The sequence below is a fragment of the Streptomyces sp. NPDC015220 genome (assembly GCF_043079345.1).
In the GTDB taxonomy this organism is placed as follows: domain Bacteria; phylum Actinomycetota; class Actinomycetes; order Streptomycetales; family Streptomycetaceae; genus Streptomyces.
The window spans coordinates 185,550-206,378 of record NZ_JBIBUK010000001.1 but is presented as its reverse complement, the minus strand read 5'-3'; the positions used below and the strand labels follow the sequence as shown (position 1 = coordinate 206,378).

Here is a 20,829-nt window from a genome sequence, read left to right as displayed (position 1 = left end):
TGCCGTGATGACGACCCTCCCGATCACCGAGCCCGTCAGGGACCCGTACGCCCGCCTCGCGCGCGGCTGCCGGCCCCGGGGCTGCCGCGCGCCCGCGCGGCGCGTGCACGGCCGGCGGGTGCGGTACGTCATCGGCGACGAACCGGGCCAGGTCAACGGCATGCGATGGCGCCCCGTCAGGGGTGCGGAGCCGCCGCGCACGCGCTGAGCCGCGTGCGCGCGACGGGCCATAGCCGGTTCCCGGCGGCCCGAGCGGTTCCGTCTCCCCACGGCGACACGTTCCCGCACACTCACCGTGAGGTTTCCGCATGCCCAGCGAGTTCTTCATTCCCGACCCCGGGGGCCAGGTGCCCAGCGCCGAGGGGTACTTCGGCGCGTACGGCGGCAAGTTCATCCCGGAGGCGCTCGTCGCCGCCGTGGACGAGGTCGCCGTCGAGTACGACAAGGCGAAGGCCGACCCCGAGTTCGCCCGCGAGCTCGACGACCTGCTCGTCCACTACACCGGCCGGCCCAGCGCCCTGACCGAGGTGCCGCGGTTCGCCGAGCACGCCGGCGGCGCCCGGGTGTTCCTCAAGCGCGAGGACCTCAACCACACCGGCTCCCACAAGATCAACAACGTGCTCGGCCAGGCGCTCCTCACCAAGCGCATGGGCAAGACGCGCGTGATCGCGGAGACCGGCGCCGGCCAGCACGGCGTCGCCACCGCCACCGCCTGCGCGCTCTTCGGCCTGGAGTGCACGATCTACATGGGCGAGATCGACACCCAGCGCCAGGCCCTCAACGTGGCCCGGATGCGGATGCTCGGCGCCGAGGTGGTGGCCGTGAAGTCCGGCAGCCGCACCCTGAAGGACGCGATCAACGAGGCCTTCCGGGACTGGGTCGCCAACGTCGACCGCACCCACTACCTCTTCGGCACCGTGGCGGGCCCCCACCCCTTCCCGGCCATGGTCCGCGACTTCCACCGGGTCATCGGCGTGGAGGCACGGCGTCAGCTCCTGGAGCGCGCCGGGCGACTGCCGGACGCCGCCGTCGCCTGCGTCGGCGGCGGGTCCAACGCCATCGGCCTCTTCCACGCCTTCATCCCGGACGAGGACGTTCGCCTGATCGGCTGCGAACCGGCCGGTCACGGCGTGGAGACCGGCGAGCACGCGGCGACCCTGACGGCCGGCGAGCCCGGCATCCTGCACGGCTCCCGGTCCTACGTCCTACAGGACGACGAGGGCCAGATCACCGAGCCGTACTCCATCTCGGCCGGCCTGGACTACCCCGGCATCGGCCCCGAGCACGCCTTCCTGAAGGACTCCGGCCGCGGCGAGTACCGCGCGGTCACCGACGACGCGGCGATGCGGGCCCTGCTCCTGCTGTCGCGGACCGAGGGCATCATCCCGGCGATCGAGAGCGCCCACGCGCTGGCCGGCGCCCTGGAGGTCGGCCGTGAGCTCGGCCCGGACGGGCTGATCGTCGTCAACCTCTCCGGCCGCGGCGACAAGGACATGGACACCGCCGCCCGCTACTTCGGCCTGTACGACACCGACGCCGAGGTGGCCGCCGACCAAGCCGACACCGCCGAGATCGAGGGGGACGCCAAGTGAGCGGGAACATCCGGCTGCTGACCGACACCCTCGCCGCCGCCGGGGCGGAGGGCCGCGCCGCGCTCATCGCCTACCTCCCGGCCGGGTTCCCGACCGTGGACGGCGGCATCGAGGCGATCAAGGCCGTCTTCGACGGTGGCGCGGACGTCGTGGAGGTGGGCCTGCCGCACAGCGACCCCGTCCTCGACGGACCGGTCATCCAGACCGCCGACGACATCGCCCTGCGCGGCGGCGTCCGGATCGCGGACGTCATGCGCACGGTGCGCGAGGCCCACGCGGCCACCGGGAAGCCGGTGCTCGTGATGACCTACTGGAACCCCATCGACCGCTACGGCGTCGAGCGGTTCACCGCCGAGCTCGCCGAGGCGGGCGGCGCCGGGTGCATCCTGCCGGACCTGCCGGTCCAGGAGTCCGCCCTGTGGCGGGAGCACGCCGACAAGCACGGCCTCGCGACGGTCTTCGTGGTCGCGCCCAGCAGCAGGGACGAACGGCTCGCCGAGATCACCGCGGCCGGTTCCGGCTTCGTCTACGCCGCCTCGCTGATGGGCGTCACCGGCACCCGCGAGTCGGTGGGCGCGCAGGCCCAGGACCTGGTGCGGCGCACCCGGGACACCGGCGCCGACCTGCCCGTCTGCGTCGGCCTCGGGGTCTCCAACCCCGCCCAGGCCGCGGAGGTCGCCGGCTTCGCCGACGGGGTGATCGTCGGCTCGGCGTTCGTCAAGCTGATGCTGGACGCCCCGGACCACGCGGCCGGCATCGAGGCCGTCCGCGCGCTCGCGGGCGAGCTGGCGGCCGGGGTGCGCGGAAAGCCGTAGCGGCCCGGATCGCGGCCCGCCCGCGCCGAACGGCACCGCCGTCGGCGCACGGTGGGACCGCGGGTCACCCGAAGGAGTGGTCATGGGACCGGGGAGGCGCAATGCGCCTCCCCGGTTCGTTCTGGTGGTGTGAGCGAGAAGAACCATGACGCAAAGCGCACCGCCCGTCAGCGGCTGGCGGTCGAGCGCGAGAAGCAGAAGGCCTCGGACCGGCGGCGGCGCACGCTGATCGTGGCCGCGAGCGTGGTCTGTGTGCTGGGCCTCGCGACGGTGATCGGCGTGCTCGCCGCGAACTCCGGCAAGAGCAAGAGCCGCGGCGCGGGCCCGGTCGTGGTGCCCTCGGGGGCGCAGGGCAAGGACAGCCTCGCGATCCCGGTCGGCAAGGACGGCGCCAGGACGACGCTCACGGTGTGGGAGGACTTCCGCTGCCCGGCCTGCCAGGCCTTCGAGTCGACGTACCGCTCGACGCTCCACCAGCTGACCGGCTCCGGCAAGCTCCGGATCGAGTACCACCTGGTCAGGCTGATCGACGACAACCTCGGCGGCACCGGCTCGCTGCGCTCCGCCAACGCCGCCGCCTGCGCCCAGGACGCCGGAAGGTTCTCCGGCTTCCACGACGTGCTCTACGACAACCAGCCCAAGGAGACGGACGACGCGTTCGCCGACAACGGCAAGCTGATCCAGCTCGCCGGCAAGGTGAACGGCCTGGACACACCGGCCTTCCGGAAGTGCGTCGAGAGCGGGACGCACGACGGCTGGGTCGACAAGTCCAACAAGGCGTTCCAGGCCGGCGGCTTCTCGGGTACCCCGACCGTCCTGCTGAACGGGAAGAACATCGCACAGGACCGGACCATGACCCCGGCGAAGCTGAAGCAGATGGTGGAAGGGGCGGGCAAAGGATGAGCGGGGCCCGGGCGAGCGGTGAGCGTCGCGGCGGGCGGCGGGGCCGGGTGGCGGCGGGGGCCTGTTATGGACCCGTTGCCGGACTGGCTGCCGTGGGCCCGCTCCGGCTGCGGTAGCGTCGACCCTGCCATGGAACTTGCCTACATTCCCAGCCCGTCGCGCGGGGTGCTGTACCTCGGACCGATTCCGCTGCGCGGCTATGCGTTCTGCATCATCATCGGCGTCTTCGTCGCCGTCTGGCTCGGCAACAGGCGCTGGGTCGCGCGTGGCGGCCGGGCCGGCACGGTGGCCGACATCGCCGTCTGGGCCGTGCCGTTCGGCCTGGTCGGCGGCCGGCTCTACCACGTGATCACGGACTACGAGCTGTACTTCGGTGACGGCCGTGACTGGGTGAACGCCTTCAAGGTGTGGGAGGGCGGCCTCGGCATCTGGGGCGCGATCGCGCTCGGCGCGCTGGGCGCGTGGATCGGCGCCCGGCGCCGGGGCGTCCCGATGCCCGCCTACGCCGACGCCGTGGCGCCGGGCATCGCCTTCGCCCAGGCGATCGGCCGCTGGGGCAACTGGTTCAACCAGGAGCTCTACGGCCGGGAGACGCACGTTCCATGGGCGCTGCACATCACCTCGTCGGCGGACGGCCGGGTGCCGGGGTACTACCACCCGACCTTCCTGTACGAGTCGCTGTGGTGCGTCGGCGTCGGTCTCCTGGTCATCTGGGCCGACCGCCGCTTCAAGCTGGGCCACGGCCGGGCGTTCGCGCTGTACGTCGCCGCGTACTGCGTGGGCCGCGGCTGGATCGAGTACATGCGCGTCGACGACGCCCACCACTTCCTGGGCATCCGGCTCAACGACTGGACCGCGCTGATCGTCTTCCTGCTCGCGGTGACCTACATCTGGGTGTCGTCGAAGAAGCGGCCGGGCCGGGAGACCGAGATCGAGCGGGGCGCGTCCGCCGACGGCGAGGGCGCCGGGACCGAGGCCGGGACGGAGACGGGCGAGAAGGCGGCCGACGCCGACGCCGACGACCGGGCGAAGGCCAGGGCCCAGGTCACGGCCGGGGCGAAGAAGGCGCCGGAGAGCGGGGACGGCGACCCTCAGGACACCGAACCGAAGGGCAGCGGCTCGAAGGACACCGAACCGAAGGGCACGGGCTCGAAGGACACCGCCCCGCAGGACGCTGACCCGGAGGACGCCGGACTCAAGGACGGGGCCGGGTCGGCGAAGAAGAGCTGACGGACGGTCGTAGGCACACGAGGGCGCTCCCGGACTGCCGGGGGCGCCCTCGTCGCACGAGGCCGGACCCGTTCCGCGGTGCCGGTCCCACGGCGTGCGGCCGGTCCCACGGCGTGCGGCCGCTCCCACGGCGTGCGGCCGCTCCCACGACGTACGGCTGGTCCCACGACCTACGGCCGCGGTCCCATGCGGTGCGGCCGGAACCACGACGTGTGGCCGGTCCCGTGGCATGGGCGCCCTCGTCGCACGCGGTCAGCATCTGTGGGCCAGCGCCAGGGTGCGCCGGGCCGCCGCGACCACCGCCGCGTCGATGAAGCGGCCGTCGGCGAGCGCCTGGGCGCCCCGGTCCGTGGCGGCCGCCTTGACGACCGTCTCGGCCTCCTCCAGCTCGCGGTCGGTCGGCAGATAGGCGCGTTCGATGATCGGCAGCTGGCGGGGATGGATGGCGGCGCGGCCGAGGAAGCCCAGGGCGCGGCCGTGGGCGCAGGAGGCCGCGAGCCCCTCCAGGTCCCGGATGTCGGGGTGCACGGACTGCGCGGGCGGGGCGAGCCCCGCCGCGCGGGCGGCGACGACGACCCGGGCGCGGCACCAGTCGAGGCCCGTGTCCTGCCGCACCCCGAGGTCGGCACGGAGATCCGTCTCGCCGATCGAGATGCCCCGCACGGACGGGTGCGCGGAGGCGATGGCGTAGGCGCGTTCGATGGCGAGGGCGGTCTCCAGCAGGGCGTAGAGCGGGGGACCGGAGCCGTCGGGCGGCGGCGGGTCCGCCCCGGCCGTCGCCGCCGCGACCCGTGCCACCTGCTCCGCCGAGGTCACCTTCGGCAGCCGCAGCCCGGTCAGGCCCGGCCGGGGAGCCACCGCCGCCAGGTCCGCGGCGGCCAGCGGTCCGTCGACCGTGTTGACGCGCACATGGACCGGGACGGGCGGTGGCTCGGTCAGCAGTTCGGCCGTGGCGGCGCGGGCGTACTCCTTGCGGTCCGGGGCGACCGCGTCCTCCAGGTCGATCACCACCACGTCGGCGCCCGAGGCCAGCGCCTTGGCGACGACGTTCGGCCGGTCGCCGGGAACGTACAGCCAGGTGAGCGGGAGGGGGACGGTGGCCGTCACAGGACGCCCTCCGCGCGCAGCGCGGCCAGCTCCTCCGGGGTGAGGCCCAGCTCGGTCAGCACCGCGTCCGTGTCCGCGCCGTGCGGTCGGCCCGCCCAGCGGATCGCGCCGGGTGTGGCGGAGAGCCGGAAGAGGACGTTCTGCATGCGCAGCCGGCCGAGCTCCGGGTCGTGCAGCGTGGTGAGGGTGCCCAAGGCCTGGTACTGCGGGTCGGCCATCACGTCCCGGACGTCCTGGATCGGGGCGATGGCCGCCTGGGCCTTCTCGAAGGCGGCCAGGACCTCGGTACGGCTGTGCCGGGCGATCCAGCCGCCGACCGCCTCGTCGAGCACGTCGGCGTGGGCGGCCCGGTCCGTGCCGGTCGCGAACCACGGCTCGTCGATCAGCTCGGGGCGCCCCACCAGGCGCATCACGCGTTCCGCCACCGACTGGGCCGAGGTGGAGACGGCGACCCAGGTGCCGTCCGAGGTGCGGTAGGTGTTGCGCGGGGCGTTGTTCTGGGTGCGGTTGCCGGTGCGCGGCTGGACGTAGCCCAGCTGGTCGTACCAGAGGGGCTGCGGGCCGAGGACGGTCAGGATCGGCTCGATGATCGCCATGTCGACGATCTGGCCCTTTCCGGTGCGCTCCCGGGCCGCGAGCGCGGTCATCACCGCGTACGCCGTGGCCAGGCCCGCGATCGAGTCGGCGAGCCCGAACGGCGGAAGCGTGGGCGGGGCGTCCGGTTCGCCGGTGATCGCGGCGAAGCCGCTCATCGCCTCGGCCAGGGTGCCGAAGCCGGGCCGGGGCGCGTACGGGCCGAACTGGCCGAAGCCGGTGACCCGGGCGAGGACCAGGCGCGGGTTGGCGGCCGACAGCTCCGGCCAGCCCAGCTCCCACTTCTCCAGGGTGCCCGGGCGGAAGTTCTCCACGATCACGTCCGCGGTGGCGGCCAGGCGCAGCAGGGTCGCGCGGCCCTTGGGCCGGGACAGGTCCAGGGTGATGGTGCGTTTGTTGCGGCCCAGCAGTTTCCACCACAGGCCGACGCCGTTCTTGGACGGGCCGTGGCCGCGTGCCGGGTCCGGCTTGGCCGGGTGCTCGACCTTGACGACCTCGGCGCCGAAGTCACCGAGCATGGTGGCGGCGATCGGTCCGGCGAAGAGGGTGGCGAGATCCAGGACACGCAGTCCGGCGAGGGGCGGTCCGGACCGCGCGGCGGCCTGCGGCCCGGACTCCGAACCGGACTCCGGGTCGGAGGGCGGGTCGGCGGGCGGCGTGGTCCTCGGGCCGGGTGGGTGCGGCGTCATGGGCGTGACGCCTCCTGGTGGGTGAGCCGGGCCAGGGCGTCGAAGCCGATGCCGTTGAAGTCGCCGATGGACGTGGCCAGCCGGTTCTTCAGCGGGGCCGTCCAGCCCTCGGGCAGCGCGGCGGGGGAACCGGCCAGGAGAGCGGCGACGGATCCGGCCGTGGCACCGTTGGAGTCGGTGTCCCAGCCACCGGACACCGCCCGGCAGACGGAGCCGGTGAAGTCGCCGTCCGCGTGGGTGAGGGCGGCGGCGATCAGCGCGGTGTTGGGGACGGCGTGGACCCAGTGGTAGGTGGCGGAGTGGGCGGCGTGCAGTTCGTCCACGACCGTGTCGAAGTCCTCGTGGGCGCCGGCCAGTCGGACGGCGTGCCGGACCGCGCGGGCGAGCCGGGAACCGGGGGGCACGACGGTCAGGCCGGTGGCCAGGCAGGAGTGGACGTCGTGGGCGCCGGTCGCCGCGGCCGCGATGACGGCGGCGGCGAACATCGCCGCGTGGACGCCGTTCGCGGTGTGCGTGAGGATGGCGTCGCGGTGTGCCTGCTCGGCGGCGGACGCCGGGTCGCCCGGGTTGGTCCAGCCGTGCACGTCGGCGCGGATCAGAGCGCCGATCCACTCCCGGAACGGGTTGCGGTGGCGGGCGGTGCGCGGCGGGTCGATGCCGAGCAGGAGGTTGCGGTAGGCGACGCGTTCGGCGGTGAAGGTGCGTCCGGCGGGGAGTTCGTCCAGCCAGAGCCGGGCCACGTCGTCGGTGGTGAAGTGCCTGCCGTGGCGCCGCAGCAGGAGCAGGTTGAGCAGCGGGTAGTCGAGGTCGTCGTCCTCGGGCATGCCGTCGATGTTCTCGGCGAGGGAGGTGGTCGCCGAGCGGCGGTTCCAGGGGTACTTCGCGGCCAGGTCCTCCGGGACGCCGCGACCGGTGAACCAGGTGGTCAGGGGCCAGTTGCCGGTGGCCCGGGCGAGTTGGCGGATGCCGTCCAGGGGGAGCTTCTCGACGGGTTTGCCGAGCAGGCAGCCCACCGCCCGGCCCAGCCAGGCGGCTTCCAGCCGGTCCTGGCCCAGGGCCGGTCCCGCGGCCGTCCCGGCCGCCGGGCGCGTCGCCGGCCAGTTCGGGCACAGCGCCTTGATCCGGTCCAGGTCGGTCGGTTCGGCGTCGGCCAGAGCGCTCGGCAGTTCGGCGAGTTCGTCCAGGAGGTCCTTGGCGAGCAGGCGCAGGTAACGGGAGGCGGGCTGCGGTGAGGCTCCCGACCGGACCGGGGCCTCGGGGCCGCCCGCCGCCCGCCACCGTGCGGCGATCGCCTTCGGTTCGCGGCCGTCCTGCGCCGCCTGGCGCAGCTCGTGGCCGAGCAGGTCCTCCGGCTGGACCCAGGTCAGTCGGAGCATCGCGGGCCTCCCATCCCGGCGAACGCCCGCTCGTGGGCGCGCCGCCGTCGTACGTCCTTCTCGAAGACCTCCCGGGTCACCCCGGTCAGCGTGCGCGCCGGTTCCCACAGGTCCAGCCGGCTGGCCTCCGCCACCGTCTTCGACCACTCGCGCGGGACCGCCGAACCCAGAGCGCCGGCCAGCGCGCCGGCCATCGTCGCGATGGAGTCGCAGTCGCGGCCGTAGTTCACCGCGCCGAGCACGGCATGCCGGAAATCGCCGCGGGCCACCGTCAGCATGCCGAGCGCGACCGGCAGTTCCTCGACGGCGTGCAGCCGGGACGGGCGCCGGGCGCCCAGCGAGGGGGCGCGGTAGTCGGGGCCCACCGTGTCGTACGGCGCGACGGCCGCCCGCAGCGGTCCCAGCGCGGACTCGAAGTCGGGGCAGCGGGCGGCGGCTTCGCAGACCGCCTCGATCGCCTCCCGGGTGCCGTCCTTCGCCAGGGACAGGCATGCCGCGACCACCGAGTCCGGGGTGGCCCCGGGCGCGCACGCCGCCGCCACCCCGGCGGCCAGGACGCCCGCCGCCTCACGGCCGTAGGACGACTGGTGGGCGCCCGCGACGTCCAGCGCCTCGGCGTACGCGGCCCGCGGGTCGGCCGCGTTGACCAGGCCGACCGGCGCCATGTACATCGCGGCACCGCAGTTGACGATGTTGCCGACGCCGGCCTCGCGTGGGTCCACATGACCGTAGTGCAGCCGCGCCACCAGCCACTTCTCCGCCAGGAAGACCCGGTGCAGGGGCAGCGCCTCCGTCTCCAGCTCGGGGATCCAGCGCGGGTTCGTCATCAGGTCGGGGACCAGGTGGCCGGCGACGGCGTAGGCGTCGAGGTGGTCGCGGACCCGCGCGTAGACCCGTACCAGCGCGTGGGTCATCAAGGTGTCGTCGGTGACGTGGCCATCTCCCTTGTGGTACGGCGCGACGGGGCGGGCGGTGCGCCAGTCGTCGCCGTGCCAGGGGCCGACCACGCCGTGGATCCGGCTGCCGTGGCGCTGCAGGATCTGGTCGGGGGAGTAGCCCTCGACGGGGCCGCCGAGCGCGTCGCCGACGGCCGCGCCGACCAGCGCTCCGGTGATCCGCTCCGCCAGACCCGCGTCGCCGGGTTCCAGGTCGCGGGTCGCCGGGTCGCCGGCTTCCGCCGCACGGCCGGTTCCCCGGTTTTCTTGTCCTTTGGGCGTCATGCCCCGAATCATCCTCCTGGTGGAGCCGGTTGCGCGGCTTCCAGGAGCCCGGCGAGTTCCACCAGGTCGGTGCCGGTGAGGCGGGGCAGCGCACAGCCGGACAGCGTGCGGCAGGCCTCCCGCCAGGAGGCCGGGACCGCCGCACCGCCGCCCAGCGCGCCGGTCAGCGCGCCCGCCAGGGCCGGGGCGGAGTCGGCGAGGCGGGACAGGCAGGCCGCGGCGGGCAGCGCCTGGGCGAGGCGCCCGCCCGCCGCCACGGCCAGGGCGAGGGCGACCGGAACGGTCTCGGCGGCGGCGACGCCGTAGCTGTAGACGTGGTCGACGATCTGGTGCTCCAGCAGCGGCACCAGGGCGAACGCGTCCTCGCTGCCCAGGGCGAGCCGCAGGGCGTGCCGGGCGTTGCGGCCGATCTCCGTCTCCTCGGGCAGTTCGGCCAGCGCGGCCGTGACGCAGTGCTCGACCTCCGCGCCGACGAGCGCCAGGGCGAGTGCCGCCGCCATCGCCCGGGCGCCGTGCACGCCGTCGCCGTCCTGGGTGTAGCGGGCGTCGAACTCGGCCAGTCCGGCGGCGCGGCGCGGGTCGCCCGGGTGGGCCGCGGCCAGCACACAGGCCCGTACGCAGGCCGCGTCGTCGAAGTAGTGCGGGTTGTCGTGACCGGTGGCGGGCGGCCGCAGTCCGGTGGCGAGGTTGCCGAGGCCGGCCCGCACGGAGATACGGGCACGCAGCGGCAGCACCGCGGACTCCATATCGGGTGCGCGTTCGGCCGCCGCCGCCACCTCGCCGGCCACGGCGTTCCAGGTGAGGTCGATCGCCGCCCGCAGCCGGCGCTCCCGGCCGAGGTCGCCGAGCGCGTCGTCGTCCCCGGCGCGCAACACGGCCTCCGCCGCGAACACCGCCCACTCGGCGTCGTCGGAGGGGCCGAGGCGCAGCGGCTCCGGGGGCTGGTTGAGCGCGGTCGGGACGGGCAGGGTGGTGGTGGCGTTCTGCTCGGCGAAGGCGTCCAGCTCACGGGTGAGCCGCCGGGTCCACTCGGGCATCCGGGCGGCCCGGTGCCGCGCGGCCGGCCACCCGGCGGCGTCCCCGGCCGCCAGCCCCAGCAGCAGCCCTTCGACCCGACGCCGGCCGGTCACGCCCCCGCCTCGCCCTCGTCGACGGCGAGGACCTGGCCGGCCGGGACGGCGGACGCGGCGGCGGGCAGGGCGACGGGCGCGCCGGAGCGGACCGGGGCCCCGGGCGGTGGAGGAGCGCCGGCCCAGGAGGGGGCGTCCGGCCCGGGGACCACATCCGGTGCCGCCGGTGCTTCGGGTCGCGCGGGAGCGCCGGGACACGCGCGGGCGCCGGCCCGGGCAGGGGCGCCGGCCCCGGCGGGCGCGTCCGGGGCCGGCGGTGCGTCGGGATGCACGGGAGTGTCGGGGCACGACTGGGCGCCGACCCGGACGGCGGTGTCGGACCGGACGGGCACGTCCGGCGGCTGTGCGGGGGCCTCGGGGCGCGCCCCGACGCGGGACCGCGCGGGCGCGTCGGGGAGTGCGGGCGAGTGCGGCCGCACGAGGTCGAGGCGGACCTCGGCCGGGGCCCGCCCGGCGGCGGCCTCGCCCGCCGCCACCAGCAGGTCCGCCACGTCCAGCACGTGCTGCCCCGCCATCGACGGCAGACAGCTTCCCCGGGCCGGGCCGATGGGGGCCGCCCATTCGGCCGGGATGGCGGACGCGCCCAGGGTCGCACCCGCCAGGGCGCCCGCGACCGCCGCCGTGGTGTCGGCGTCGCGGCCCATGTTCACGGCGGTGAGCACCGCGTCGCGGAAGTCGCCGTCGGCCGCGGCGTACGCGCCGAAGGCCAGGGCGACCGCTTCCGGGGCCAGGTCGGACCAGGGGTAGCCGCCGATGACGACGGCGGAGCGGACCGCGCGTTCGCCCCGGCGGGCGGCCGCCGTGGCCCGGCGCAGCGTGCGGGCCGTCCAGGAGTCTTCGGGGACGACGGCGAGGGCGGCGGCCACCACAGCGACCGGCGGCGCGCCCGCCATGGCCGCCGCGACCCCGGCGGCCACCGCCCGCCCGCCGTGGATGCCCTCGCCCTCGTGGCTGACCGAACCGTCGATCGCCACCAGCCGGGCGGCCTCGGCCGGGCGGCCGGCGGCGAACACCCCGAACGGCGCCGCCCGCATGGCCAGGCCGTCGCTCCAGGCGTGCCGGTGCTGGGCGGAGGCCGGGGCGGCCAGCCCGCGGCGCAGGTTCTCCAGGGTCCCCCGCTCACTGAAGCCGGCGCCGCGGAAGGGCCCCTCGGCGCGGTCGGCGATGTGCTCGTGCCAGGCCGCCTCGACATGGGCCGGGGTGAGCGCGGAGCCGTACCGGGCGAGCAGGAGGCCGGAGAAGACGGCGTACTCGGTGTCGTCGGTGCCGGCCGGGTGCTCGGTGACGTAGCCGGTGATCCGGCCCCAGCGGGCGCGGATCTCGGACGGTCGCAGGTTCTCCGCGGGCGCCCCGAGGGCGTCCCCGACGGCGAGGCCGAGCAGCGCGCCGCGCGCCCGGTCCCGGAGCCGGCGCGCGGGGACGGCGGCGCTCGATGCCATCGCGGGCTCTCCTCTCCAGGGCGCCGTGACGGCGCAGAACCCTTTGCGGAACTGTCCCCGCTCGTGGACGCCATGCAGCCTCCAGGTCTCCAGCATCACCCGTACGACATCTGTGCGTGCCCCCTCTCGAATGAGCGTCACGGCGCGAAACCGCAGGTTAGCCCAGCCTTTCCTTGCTGGCGGCGGCGGAATCGGCGGCGTAGGTTCGGTGTTGTCAAAAAGTAGAACTCGTCCAAAAGCAAGCCTTGCCTAAGCTCTTGGCTCAAGCTCCCAGGGGGACTCCGTGGCCATCCTCGACACCGAAGCGCCGCTGCACGAGGCGCACCGCGACAACCACACGCACCGCGATGTGAACGGCGGATGGCTGCGCCCGGCGGTCTTCGGCGCGATGGACGGCCTGGTCTCCAACCTCGCCCTGATGACCGGCGTCGCCGGCGGCGCCGTCAGCCGGGAGACCATCGTGCTCACCGGACTCGCGGGCCTGGCCGCCGGCGCCTTCTCCATGGCGGCCGGCGAGTACACCTCCGTCGCCTCGCAGCGCGAGCTGGTCGAGGCCGAGCTGGACGTCGAACGGCGCGAGCTGCGCAAGCACCCCCAGGACGAGGAGGACGAGCTCGCCGCCCTGTACGTGGCACGGGGCGTCGAGCCGGAGCTCGCCCGCGAGGTGGCCCGGCAGCTGTCCAAGGACCCGGAGCAGGCCCTGGAGATACACGCCCGCGAGGAACTGGGCGTCGACCCGGGCGACCTGCCCTCCCCGCTGGTCGCGGCGGTGTCGTCGTTCGGCTCGTTCGCCCTCGGCGCCCTGCTGCCGGTGCTGCCCTACCTGCTGGGCGCCACCGTGCTGTGGCCGGCCCTGCTGCTCGCCCTCGTCGGGCTGTTCGCCTGCGGTGCGGTGGTGGCCAAGGTGACCGCGCGCACCTGGTGGTACAGCGGTTTGCGGCAGCTTGTCCTGGGTGGTGCCGCCGCCGGTGTGACGTACGTCCTGGGCACCTTGTTCGGAACGGCCGTAGGATGACGTCTGGCTGGAACTTATGCGAGGGACCGCATAAGTAGCCACTACCCGCTGGTTTCGACCGCAGGACCATCGGGCATGAGCCGTAAGCGCTGTGGGCAACGAGGCCCGCCGCGCACCCCTCGGAGCGGCCGGCGAAGCCGCCGCTCCATCCCCCCGCCGCACTGCCGACGGACGCCGATCCGACCGATCTCGTCCGCGCCGGCCTCCCCCGGGAAACCTCCGCCGCCGGGCGCGGAAACCCCCCGCCGCCAACCCTGCGGTGTCCGCATGTTGGAACGAAGTATCCGGTTCCCGAGAACCGTTCCATCATGTAACCTGCACGAAATTTCGCACTTACGCAGAGGGCCAACGTCGTCCCTCGGCACCAGCACATGCCACATGACGACGACGGGAGAGCCGATGCGTACGCCGCGCCAGCCGTCCCAGCACTCCACGGACGGCCAGAACTGGTCGTTCATGGATGCTCGCCCTGCTGCGCAGGGTATGTACGACCCCCGCAACGAGCACGACGCCTGCGGCGTCGGCTTCGTGGCCACCCTCACCGGCGAGGCGAGCCATGCGCTGGTCGAGCAGGCGCTCACGGTTCTGCGCAACCTTGAGCACCGCGGCGCCACCGGCTCCGAGCCCGACTCCGGAGACGGCGCCGGCCTGCTCTCCCAGGTGCCCGACGCGTTCCTGCGCGAGGTGGCCGGATTCGAGCTGCCCGCCGCCGGCGCCTACGCCGTCGGCATCGCCTTCCTGCCCGAGGACGGCACCGAGGACGCCGTCTCGCGCATCGGGACGATCGCCGTTGAGGAGGGCCTGACCGTCCTCGGCTGGCGCGAGGTCCCGGTCGCCCCCGAGCTGCTGGGCGCCACCGCCCGCTCCACGATGCCGGTCTTCCGCCAGCTGTTCGTCGGCGACGGCACGAGCCAGGGCATCGCCCTGGACCGCAAGGCGTTCGTGCTGCGCAAGCGCGCCGAGCGCGAGGCGGGCGTGTACTTCCCGTCGCTGTCGGCCCGCACCCTCGTCTACAAGGGCATGCTGACCACCGGCCAGCTCGAGCCGTTCTTCCCGGACCTGTCCGACCGCCGCTTCGCCTCGGCGATCGCCCTCGTCCACTCCCGCTTCTCCACCAACACCTTCCCGAGCTGGCCGCTCGCGCACCCCTACCGCTTCGTCGCCCACAACGGTGAGATCAACACCGTCAAGGGCAACCGCAACTGGATGCGCGCCCGCGAGTCCCAGCTCGCCTCCCGGCTGTTCGGCGGCGCCGACAACCTGGAGCGGATCTTCCCGATCTGCACCCCGGACGCCTCCGACTCCGCCTCCTTCGACGAGGTCCTGGAACTGCTCCACCTCGGCGGCCGCTCGCTGCCGCACTCCGTGCTGATGATGATCCCGGAGGCGTGGGAGAACCACGACTCCATGGACCCGGCCCGGCGCGCCTTCTACGAGTTCCACTCCACGATGATGGAGCCCTGGGACGGCCCCGCCTGCGTCACCTTCACCGACGGCACCCAGGTCGGCGCCGTGCTCGACCGCAACGGCCTGCGCCCCGGCCGCTACTGGGTCACGGACGAGGGCCTCGTCGTCCTCGGCTCCGAGGTCGGCGTCCTCGACATCGACCCGGCCAAGGTGGTCCGCAAGGGCCGGCTCCAGCCCGGCCGCATGTTCCTCGTGGACACCGCCGAGCACCGCATCATCGAGGACGACGAGATCAAGGCGGCCCTCGCCGCCGACAAGCCCTACGCCGAATGGCTGGAGGCCGGCGAGATCGAGCTGGGCGACCTGCCCGAGCGCGAGCACATCGTCCACACCCACGCCTCGGTCACCCGCCGCCAGCAGACCTTCGGCTACACCGAGGAGGAACTGCGCGTCCTCCTCGCGCCGATGGCCAAGACCGGCGCCGAGCCGATCGGCTCCATGGGCACCGACTCGCCGATCGCCGCGCTCTCCGAGCGCCCGCGTCTGCTCTTCGACTACTTCACCCAGCTGTTCGCCCAGGTCACCAACCCGCCGCTGGACGCCATCCGCGAGGAACTGGTCACCTCCCTGCGCAGCTCGCTCGGCCCGCAGGGCAACCTGCTGGAGCCGACCGCGGCCTCCTGCCGGACCGTGGTGCTGCCCTTCCCGGTGATCGACAACGACGAGCTGGCCAAGCTCATCCACATCAACGCCGACGGCGACATGCCCGGCTTCAAGGCCGCGACCCTCTCCGGCCTGTACCGGGTCTCCGGCGGCGGCGAGACGCTGGCCGCGCGGATCGACGAGATCTGCGCCGAGGCCGACGCCGCCATCGACAACGGCGCCCGCCTGATCGTCCTGTCCGACCGGCACTCCGACGCCGAGCACGCGCCGATCCCCTCGCTGCTGCTCACCGCGGCCGTCCACCACCACCTCATCCGCACCAAGCAGCGCACCCACGTGGGCCTGCTGGTCGAGGCCGGCGACGTCCGCGAGGTCCACCACGTCGCCCTGCTCATCGGCTTCGGCGCCGCCGCCGTCAACCCGTACCTGGCGATGGAGTCCGTCGAGGACCTGGTCCGCGCGGGCACCTTCCTGCCCGGCATCGAGACCGAGAAGGCCATCCGCAACCTGATCTACGCCCTCGGCAAGGGCGTCCTGAAGGTCATGTCCAAGATGGGCATCTCCACCGTCGCCTCCTACCGCGGCGCCCAGGTCTTCGAGGCCGTCGGCCTCGACGACGCCTTCGTGGAGAAGTACTTCGACGGCACCGCCACCAAGATCGGCGGCGTCGGCATCGACGTCGTCGCCAAGGAGGTCGCCGCCCGCCACGCCAAGGCCTACCCGGCCAGCGGCATCGCCCCCGCGCACCGCACGCTGGAGATCGGCGGCGAGTACCAGTGGCGCCGCGAGGGCGAACCGCACCTGTTCGACCCCGAGACGGTCTTCCGCCTCCAGCACTCCACGCGCTCGGGCCGCTACGACATCTTCAAGAAGTACACCTCCCGGGTGAACGAGCAGTCCGAGCGCCTGATGACGCTGCGCGGCCTGTTCGGCTTCACCTCCGACCGCGCGCCGATCCCCCTCGACGAGGTCGAGCCGGTCTCCGAGATCGTCAAGCGCTTCTCCACCGGCGCCATGTCGTACGGCTCCATCTCCAAGGAGGCGCACGAGACCCTCGCCATCGCCATGAACCAGCTCGGCGGCAAGTCCAACACCGGTGAGGGCGGCGAGGACCCCGAGCGCCTGTACGACCCGGCGCGCCGGTCCAGCATCAAGCAGGTCGCCTCCGGCCGCTTCGGCGTCACCTCCGAGTACCTGGTCAACGCCGACGACATCCAGATCAAGATGGCCCAGGGCGCCAAGCCCGGCGAGGGCGGCCAGCTGCCCGGCCACAAGGTGTACCCGTGGGTGGCGAAGACCCGGCACTCGACGCCGGGCGTGGGACTCATCTCCCCGCCGCCGCACCACGACATCTACTCCATCGAGGACCTGGCCCAGCTGATCCACGACCTCAAGAACGCCAACCCGGCCGCCCGCATCCACGTGAAGCTGGTCTCCGAGGTCGGCGTCGGCACGGTCGCGGCCGGCGTGTCCAAGGCCCACGCGGACGTCGTCCTCATCTCCGGCCACGACGGCGGCACCGGCGCCTCCCCGCTGACCTCGCTCAAGCACGCGGGCGGCCCCTGGGAGCTGGGCCTCGCCGAGACCCAGCAGACCCTGCTGCTCAACGGGCTGCGCGACCGCATCGTCGTGCAGACCGACGGCCAGCTCAAGACCGGCCGCGACGTGGTCATCGCCGCCCTGCTGGGCGCCGAGGAGTTCGGTTTCGCGACCGCGCCGCTCGTCGTCTCCGGCTGCATCATGATGCGCGTCTGCCACCTGGACACCTGCCCGGTCGGCATCGCCACCCAGAACCCGGTCCTGCGCGAACGTTTCTCCGGCAAGGCCGAGTACGTGGTGAACTTCTTCCAGTTCATCGCCGAGGAGGTCCGCGAGATCCTCGCAGAGCTGGGCTTCCGCTCCATCGAGGAGGCCGTCGGCCACGCCGAGGCCCTCGACGTGACCCGCGCGGTGGACCACTGGAAGGCACAGGGCCTGGACCTGGAGCCGCTGTTCCACGTGCCCGAACTGCCCGAGGGCGCGGCCCGCCACCAGGTCATCGCCCAGGAACACGGCCTGGAGAAGGCGCTCGACAACGAGCTGATCAAGCTCGCCGCCGACGCCCTGGCCGCGGACTCCCAGGCGGACGCCCAGCCGGTGCGCGCCCAGGTCGCCATCCGCAACATCAACCGCACGGTCGGCACCATGCTCGGCCACGAGGTGACGAAGAAGTTCGGCGGCGCCGGCCTGCCCGACGACACCATCGACATCACCTTCACCGGCTCGGCCGGCCAGTCCTTCGGCGCCTTCGTACCGCGCGGCATCACACTGCGCCTGGAGGGCGACGCCAACGACTACGTCGGCAAGGGCCTCTCGGGCGGCCGGATCGTGGTCCGCCCGGACCGCGGCGCCGAGCACCTCGCCGAGTACTCCACGATCGCGGGCAACACGATCGCCTACGGCGCGACCGGCGGAGAACTGTTCCTGCGCGGCCGCACGGGCGAGCGGTTCTGCGTCCGCAACTCCGGCGCGACGGTCGTCTCCGAGGGCGTGGGCGACCACGGCTGCGAGTACATGACCGGCGGTCACGCCGTGGTCCTCGGCGAGACGGGCCGCAACTTCGCGGCCGGCATGTCCGGTGGCGTCGCCTACGTCATCGACCTCGACCGCGACAACGTCAACGTCGGCAACCTCGACGCGGTCGAGGCGCTGGACGAGACCGACAAGCAGTGGCTGCACGAGGTGGTGCGCCGCCACCGGGAAGAGACGGGCTCCACCGTCGCCGAGAAGCTGCTGGCCGACTGGGACACCGCCGTCGAGCGCTTCAGCAAGATCATCCCCAGCACCTACAAGGCAGTGCTCGCCGCCAAGGACGCCGCCGAGCGAGCCGGTCTTTCCGAGACCGAGATCACCGAGAAGATGATGGAGGCGGCGATCAATGGCTGACCCGAAGGGCTTTCTGAACCACGGCCGCGAGGTCGCCAGGTCCCGCCCGGTCGAGGAGCGCAAGAAGGACTGGAACGAGGTCTACGTCCCCGGCTCGCTGCTGCCGATCATCAGCAAGCAGGCCAGCCGGTGCATGGACTGCGGCATCCCGTTCTGCCACAACGGCTGTCCGCTCGGGAACCTGATCCCGGAGTGGAACGACTACGCCTACCGCGAGGACTGGGCCGCCGCCTCCGAGCGCCTGCACGCGACCAACAACTTCCCCGAGTTCACCGGCCGCCTCTGCCCGGCCCCCTGCGAGTCGGCGTGCGTGCTGGGCATCAACCAGCAGCCGGTCACCATCAAGAACGTCGAGGTCTCGATCATCGACAAGGCGTGGGAGACCGGTGACGTCGCCCCGCGGATCCCCGAGCGGCTGTCCGGCAAGACCGTCGCCGTCATCGGCTCGGGCCCGGCGGGCCTGGCCGCCGCCCAGCAGCTCACCCGGGCCGGCCACACCGTCGCCGTCTACGAGCGCGCGGACCGCATCGGCGGTCTCCTGCGCTACGGCATCCCCGAGTTCAAGATGGAGAAGCGGCACATCAACCGCCGCATCGAGCAGATGCGCGCGGAGGGCACCCGGTTCCGCACCGGGGTCGAGGTCGGCCGCGACATCAAGGCCACGGACCTGAAGAAGCGCTACGACGCGGTCGTCATCGCCGCCGGCGCCACCACCGCCCGCGACCTGCCCGTCCCCGGCCGCGAGCTCAAGGGCGTCTACCAGGCGATGGAGTACCTGCCCCTGGCCAACAAGGTCCAGGAGGGCGACTACGTCACCACCCCGATCTCCGCCGAGGGCAAGCACGTCGTCGTCATCGGCGGCGGCGACACCGGCGCGGACTGCGTGGGCACCGCCCACCGCCAGGGCGCGGCCTCCGTCACCCAGCTGGAGATCATGCCCCGCCCGAACGAGGAGCGGAACCCGGCCTCCCAGCCCTGGCCGACCTTCCCGATCCTCTACAAGGTCACCTCGGCCCACGAGGAGGGCGGCGAGCGGATCTACGCGGCGTCCACGACCCACTTCGAGGGCGACGAGGACGGCAACGTCCAGTGGCTGCACCTGGCCGAGGTCGAGTTCGTCGACGGCAAGCTGACCCAGAAGCCGGGCACCGAACGCAAGATCCCCGCCCAGCTCGTCACCCTCGCCATGGGCTTCACCGGCACCGACCGGGCCAACGGCCTGGTGGACCAGTTCGGCCTGGAACTCGACGAACGAGGTAACATCGCCCGCGACGCCGACTTCCAGACCAACGTGCCGGGCGTGTTCGTCGCCGGTGACGCCGGCCGCGGCCAGTCGCTCATCGTGTGGGCGATCGCCGAGGGCCGCTCCGCCGCCCGCGGCGCCGACCGGTACCTCACGGGCGCCAGCGACCTGCCGGCCCCGATCCGCCCGACGGACCGCGCGCTGACGGTCTGACCCGCGGCCGCACCAGACGTCCCGTACAACGGCGTACGGAACAACGACGGCGCCTGCCCGCCCGTCCCCGACCGGACACCTGGGCAGGCGCCGTCGCACACCCGGCCGCACCCGCGACGCCGCCCACCGTCCCTATGTGTCGCACTCCAGCACCGTCCGGCACAGCCCGCAGCGCGCCCGCACCCTGCCCCGCACCGGCACCCTGATCCGCTGGAGGCAGGTCGGGCACGGGAACGACACGCGCAGCGGCTCCGCCCCGGCCGAGGTGAACGAGTACGGCGCCCCCGCCGTCGCACCCGCCGCCCGGTCCCGGTCCCCTCCTCCGGCACCCCCACCGCCCTGCCCGTGGTCCTGGGCGTGCCGCCGATCGCGGGCGTAGCGGCGGCGGCCCGCCCAGCCGGCGGCCGTCAGCGGGGGCTGCTGCGCGTCACGGCGGGCCCGGGCCGCCCCCGCGACATACGCCTCGTAGCCCCGCGCACTGGTGAACCACGTCGAGGGATCCTCGCCGAACACCGACGACCGCTTGGCCAGCACATAGCCGAACTCCTCCGGCGTGAGATAGCCGAGCTTCTGCGAGGACACACCGTCCTGCCGGAACGCGTCCAGCAGCAGCCAGCCCGCGCCGAGGTACGTCGCCACCGTGTCCGTGAGGATCTCGTTGTCCCGCATGCCGGGGAAGGACAGGTCCAGACGGTGCAGATACACGTGCGTCACCTCGTGCGCGAGGGCCGCGCCGATGTCCCGGCGATGGGTGCGGAAACGGTCGTTCAGCTCCACGAAGTACTCCGGGCCCGCCGCCAGCTCCACGTTCGCCGCGTGCCTCATCTCCCGGAAGCTGACGATCAGCCGGGCGTCCGGCAGGCCATAGTGCCGCACCAGCTCCCGGGCCACCCGCTGCGCGCCCAGGTGCAGGTCGTCGGTGTCGCAGAACGCCACGTCCACGGGGGCCACACTGGTGGAGAACGTCCGGACGGTCTCGTACGACAACCGTCTGTAGAGCGCCGTGATCGCGGCCCGCACCGTCTCCAGATGCGGGTAACCGTGCTCGACCGGTCCGTCGTCCGCCACGCCCGTACCCCCAAAGACGCCCTGAACCCCTTCCCACTTTATGCGGAGCCGGACGAGGCCGTCGCGGTGTTCCACCACGTCCACCGGGCCGTCCTCCGCGCCCCGGACAGCCAAGACGCCGGCGGCGTTCGCGCCCCGCCACAGGGCGGAGCACCGCTGCCGTCGGCGGCCGCGACGACACCGCCGCTCCCCGCCGTCCG

The 20,829-nt window shown here is 73.6% G+C and carries 14 protein-coding genes and 1 pseudogene; 8 read left to right on the top strand and 7 right to left on the bottom strand.

Annotated elements, in window-relative coordinates; all coding sequences use genetic code 11:
* The first annotated feature begins 7 nt into the window (after positions 1-7).
* The 5 genes from trpM to lgt all read left to right on the top strand — a co-directional run bounded on the left by trpM (position 8) and on the right by lgt (position 4,540).
* Positions 8-208, top strand: coding sequence for a tryptophan biosynthesis modulator TrpM (trpM, locus tag ACF061_RS01240; RefSeq protein ID WP_392264693.1), 201 nt, complete (start codon positions 8-10; stop codon positions 206-208).
* Between the two features lie 100 nt (positions 209-308).
* The gene (gene trpB / locus ACF061_RS01235) at positions 309-1,592 is read left to right on the top strand and encodes a tryptophan synthase subunit beta (protein WP_392264692.1); all 1,284 of its coding nucleotides are present in this window, start codon (positions 309-311) and stop codon (positions 1,590-1,592) included.
* Positions 1,589-2,407 (top strand): tryptophan synthase subunit alpha, encoded by an 819-nt coding sequence (gene trpA / locus ACF061_RS01230; RefSeq protein WP_392264691.1) that lies wholly within the window; start codon positions 1,589-1,591, stop codon positions 2,405-2,407. The genes trpB and trpA overlap by 4 nt, the downstream gene beginning before the upstream one ends.
* Positions 2,408-2,536: 129 nt before the next feature.
* Complete coding sequence (locus ACF061_RS01225) at positions 2,537-3,310, top strand: DsbA family protein (protein ID WP_392264690.1); 774 nt, start codon at positions 2,537-2,539, stop codon at positions 3,308-3,310.
* Positions 3,311-3,439: 129 nt separating this feature from the next.
* Positions 3,440-4,540 carry a prolipoprotein diacylglyceryl transferase gene (lgt, locus tag ACF061_RS01220; RefSeq protein WP_392264689.1) on the top strand — a complete coding sequence of 367 codons (1,101 nt, stop codon included), beginning with the start codon at positions 3,440-3,442 and terminating at the stop codon, positions 4,538-4,540.
* Positions 4,541-4,792: 252 nt separating this feature from the next.
* Here the strand turns inward: lgt and ACF061_RS01215 are convergent, their stop codons facing one another.
* The 6 genes and pseudogenes from ACF061_RS01215 to ACF061_RS01190 form a co-directional block, all read right to left on the bottom strand.
* Positions 4,793-5,647: an HpcH/HpaI aldolase/citrate lyase family protein gene (locus tag ACF061_RS01215; RefSeq protein ID WP_392264688.1), complete on the bottom strand. Its 855-nt coding sequence runs from the start codon at positions 5,645-5,647 to the stop codon at positions 4,793-4,795.
* Positions 5,644-6,930: a CaiB/BaiF CoA transferase family protein gene (locus ACF061_RS01210; protein WP_392264687.1), complete on the bottom strand. Its 1,287-nt coding sequence runs from the start codon at positions 6,928-6,930 to the stop codon at positions 5,644-5,646. The genes ACF061_RS01215 and ACF061_RS01210 overlap by 4 nt, the downstream gene beginning before the upstream one ends.
* Positions 6,927-8,306: an ADP-ribosylglycohydrolase family protein gene (locus tag ACF061_RS01205; RefSeq protein ID WP_392264686.1), complete on the bottom strand. Its 1,380-nt coding sequence runs from the start codon at positions 8,304-8,306 to the stop codon at positions 6,927-6,929. Before ACF061_RS01205 ends, ACF061_RS01210 begins: the two co-directional genes overlap by 4 nt.
* Positions 8,294-9,526: an ADP-ribosylglycohydrolase family protein gene (locus ACF061_RS01200; RefSeq protein WP_392264685.1), complete on the bottom strand. Its 1,233-nt coding sequence runs from the start codon at positions 9,524-9,526 to the stop codon at positions 8,294-8,296. Before ACF061_RS01200 ends, ACF061_RS01205 begins: the two co-directional genes overlap by 13 nt.
* An 8-nt stretch (positions 9,527-9,534) precedes the next feature.
* Positions 9,535-10,656 carry an ADP-ribosylglycohydrolase family protein gene (locus ACF061_RS01195; protein ID WP_392264684.1) on the bottom strand — a complete coding sequence of 374 codons (1,122 nt, stop codon included), beginning with the start codon at positions 10,654-10,656 and terminating at the stop codon, positions 9,535-9,537.
* 200 nt (positions 10,657-10,856) lie between these two features.
* A pseudogene (locus ACF061_RS01190) lies at positions 10,857-12,095 on the bottom strand (ADP-ribosylglycohydrolase family protein); the annotation flags it as partial.
* A gap of 283 nt (positions 12,096-12,378) precedes the next feature.
* Here ACF061_RS01190 and ACF061_RS01185 point away from each other — a divergent pair.
* The 3 genes from ACF061_RS01185 to ACF061_RS01175 all read left to right on the top strand — a co-directional run bounded on the left by ACF061_RS01185 (position 12,379) and on the right by ACF061_RS01175 (position 19,561).
* Positions 12,379-13,110, top strand: coding sequence for a VIT1/CCC1 transporter family protein (locus tag ACF061_RS01185; protein WP_392264683.1), 732 nt, complete (start codon positions 12,379-12,381; stop codon positions 13,108-13,110).
* A 483-nt stretch (positions 13,111-13,593) separates the two neighbouring features.
* Complete coding sequence (gltB, locus tag ACF061_RS01180) at positions 13,594-18,105, top strand: glutamate synthase large subunit (protein ID WP_392265363.1); 4,512 nt, start codon at positions 13,594-13,596, stop codon at positions 18,103-18,105.
* Positions 18,098-19,561, top strand: coding sequence for a glutamate synthase subunit beta (locus ACF061_RS01175; RefSeq protein WP_392264682.1), 1,464 nt, complete (start codon positions 18,098-18,100; stop codon positions 19,559-19,561). Before gltB ends, ACF061_RS01175 begins: the two co-directional genes overlap by 8 nt.
* A gap of 132 nt (positions 19,562-19,693) precedes the next feature.
* Here ACF061_RS01175 and ACF061_RS01170 read toward each other — a convergent pair whose 3' ends face one another.
* On the bottom strand, positions 19,694-20,629 hold the full coding sequence (locus tag ACF061_RS01170; protein ID WP_392264681.1) for a hypothetical protein: 936 nt from the start codon (positions 20,627-20,629) through the stop codon (positions 19,694-19,696).
* Positions 20,630-20,829 lie beyond the last annotated feature (200 nt).

What these genes read in the sequence shown, in the direction of transcription:
- ACF061_RS01200 (WP_392264685.1), bottom strand. Translation starts at nt 9,526, where the DNA reads ATGACGCCCAAAGGACAAGAAAACCGGGGAACCGGCCGTGCGGCGGAA.
- ACF061_RS01210 (WP_392264687.1), bottom strand. Translation starts at nt 6,930, where the DNA reads ATGACGCCGCACCCACCCGGCCCGAGGACCACGCCGCCCGCCGACCCG.
- ACF061_RS01205 (WP_392264686.1), bottom strand. Translation starts at nt 8,306, where the DNA reads ATGCTCCGACTGACCTGGGTCCAGCCGGAGGACCTGCTCGGCCACGAG.
- gltB (WP_392265363.1), top strand. Translation starts at nt 13,594, where the DNA reads ATGTACGACCCCCGCAACGAGCACGACGCCTGCGGCGTCGGCTTCGTG.
- trpM (WP_392264693.1), top strand. Translation starts at nt 8, where the DNA reads ATGACGACCCTCCCGATCACCGAGCCCGTCAGGGACCCGTACGCCCGC.
- ACF061_RS01175 (WP_392264682.1), top strand. Translation starts at nt 18,098, where the DNA reads ATGGCTGACCCGAAGGGCTTTCTGAACCACGGCCGCGAGGTCGCCAGG.
- trpB (WP_392264692.1), top strand. Translation starts at nt 309, where the DNA reads ATGCCCAGCGAGTTCTTCATTCCCGACCCCGGGGGCCAGGTGCCCAGC.
- lgt (WP_392264689.1), top strand. Translation starts at nt 3,440, where the DNA reads ATGGAACTTGCCTACATTCCCAGCCCGTCGCGCGGGGTGCTGTACCTC.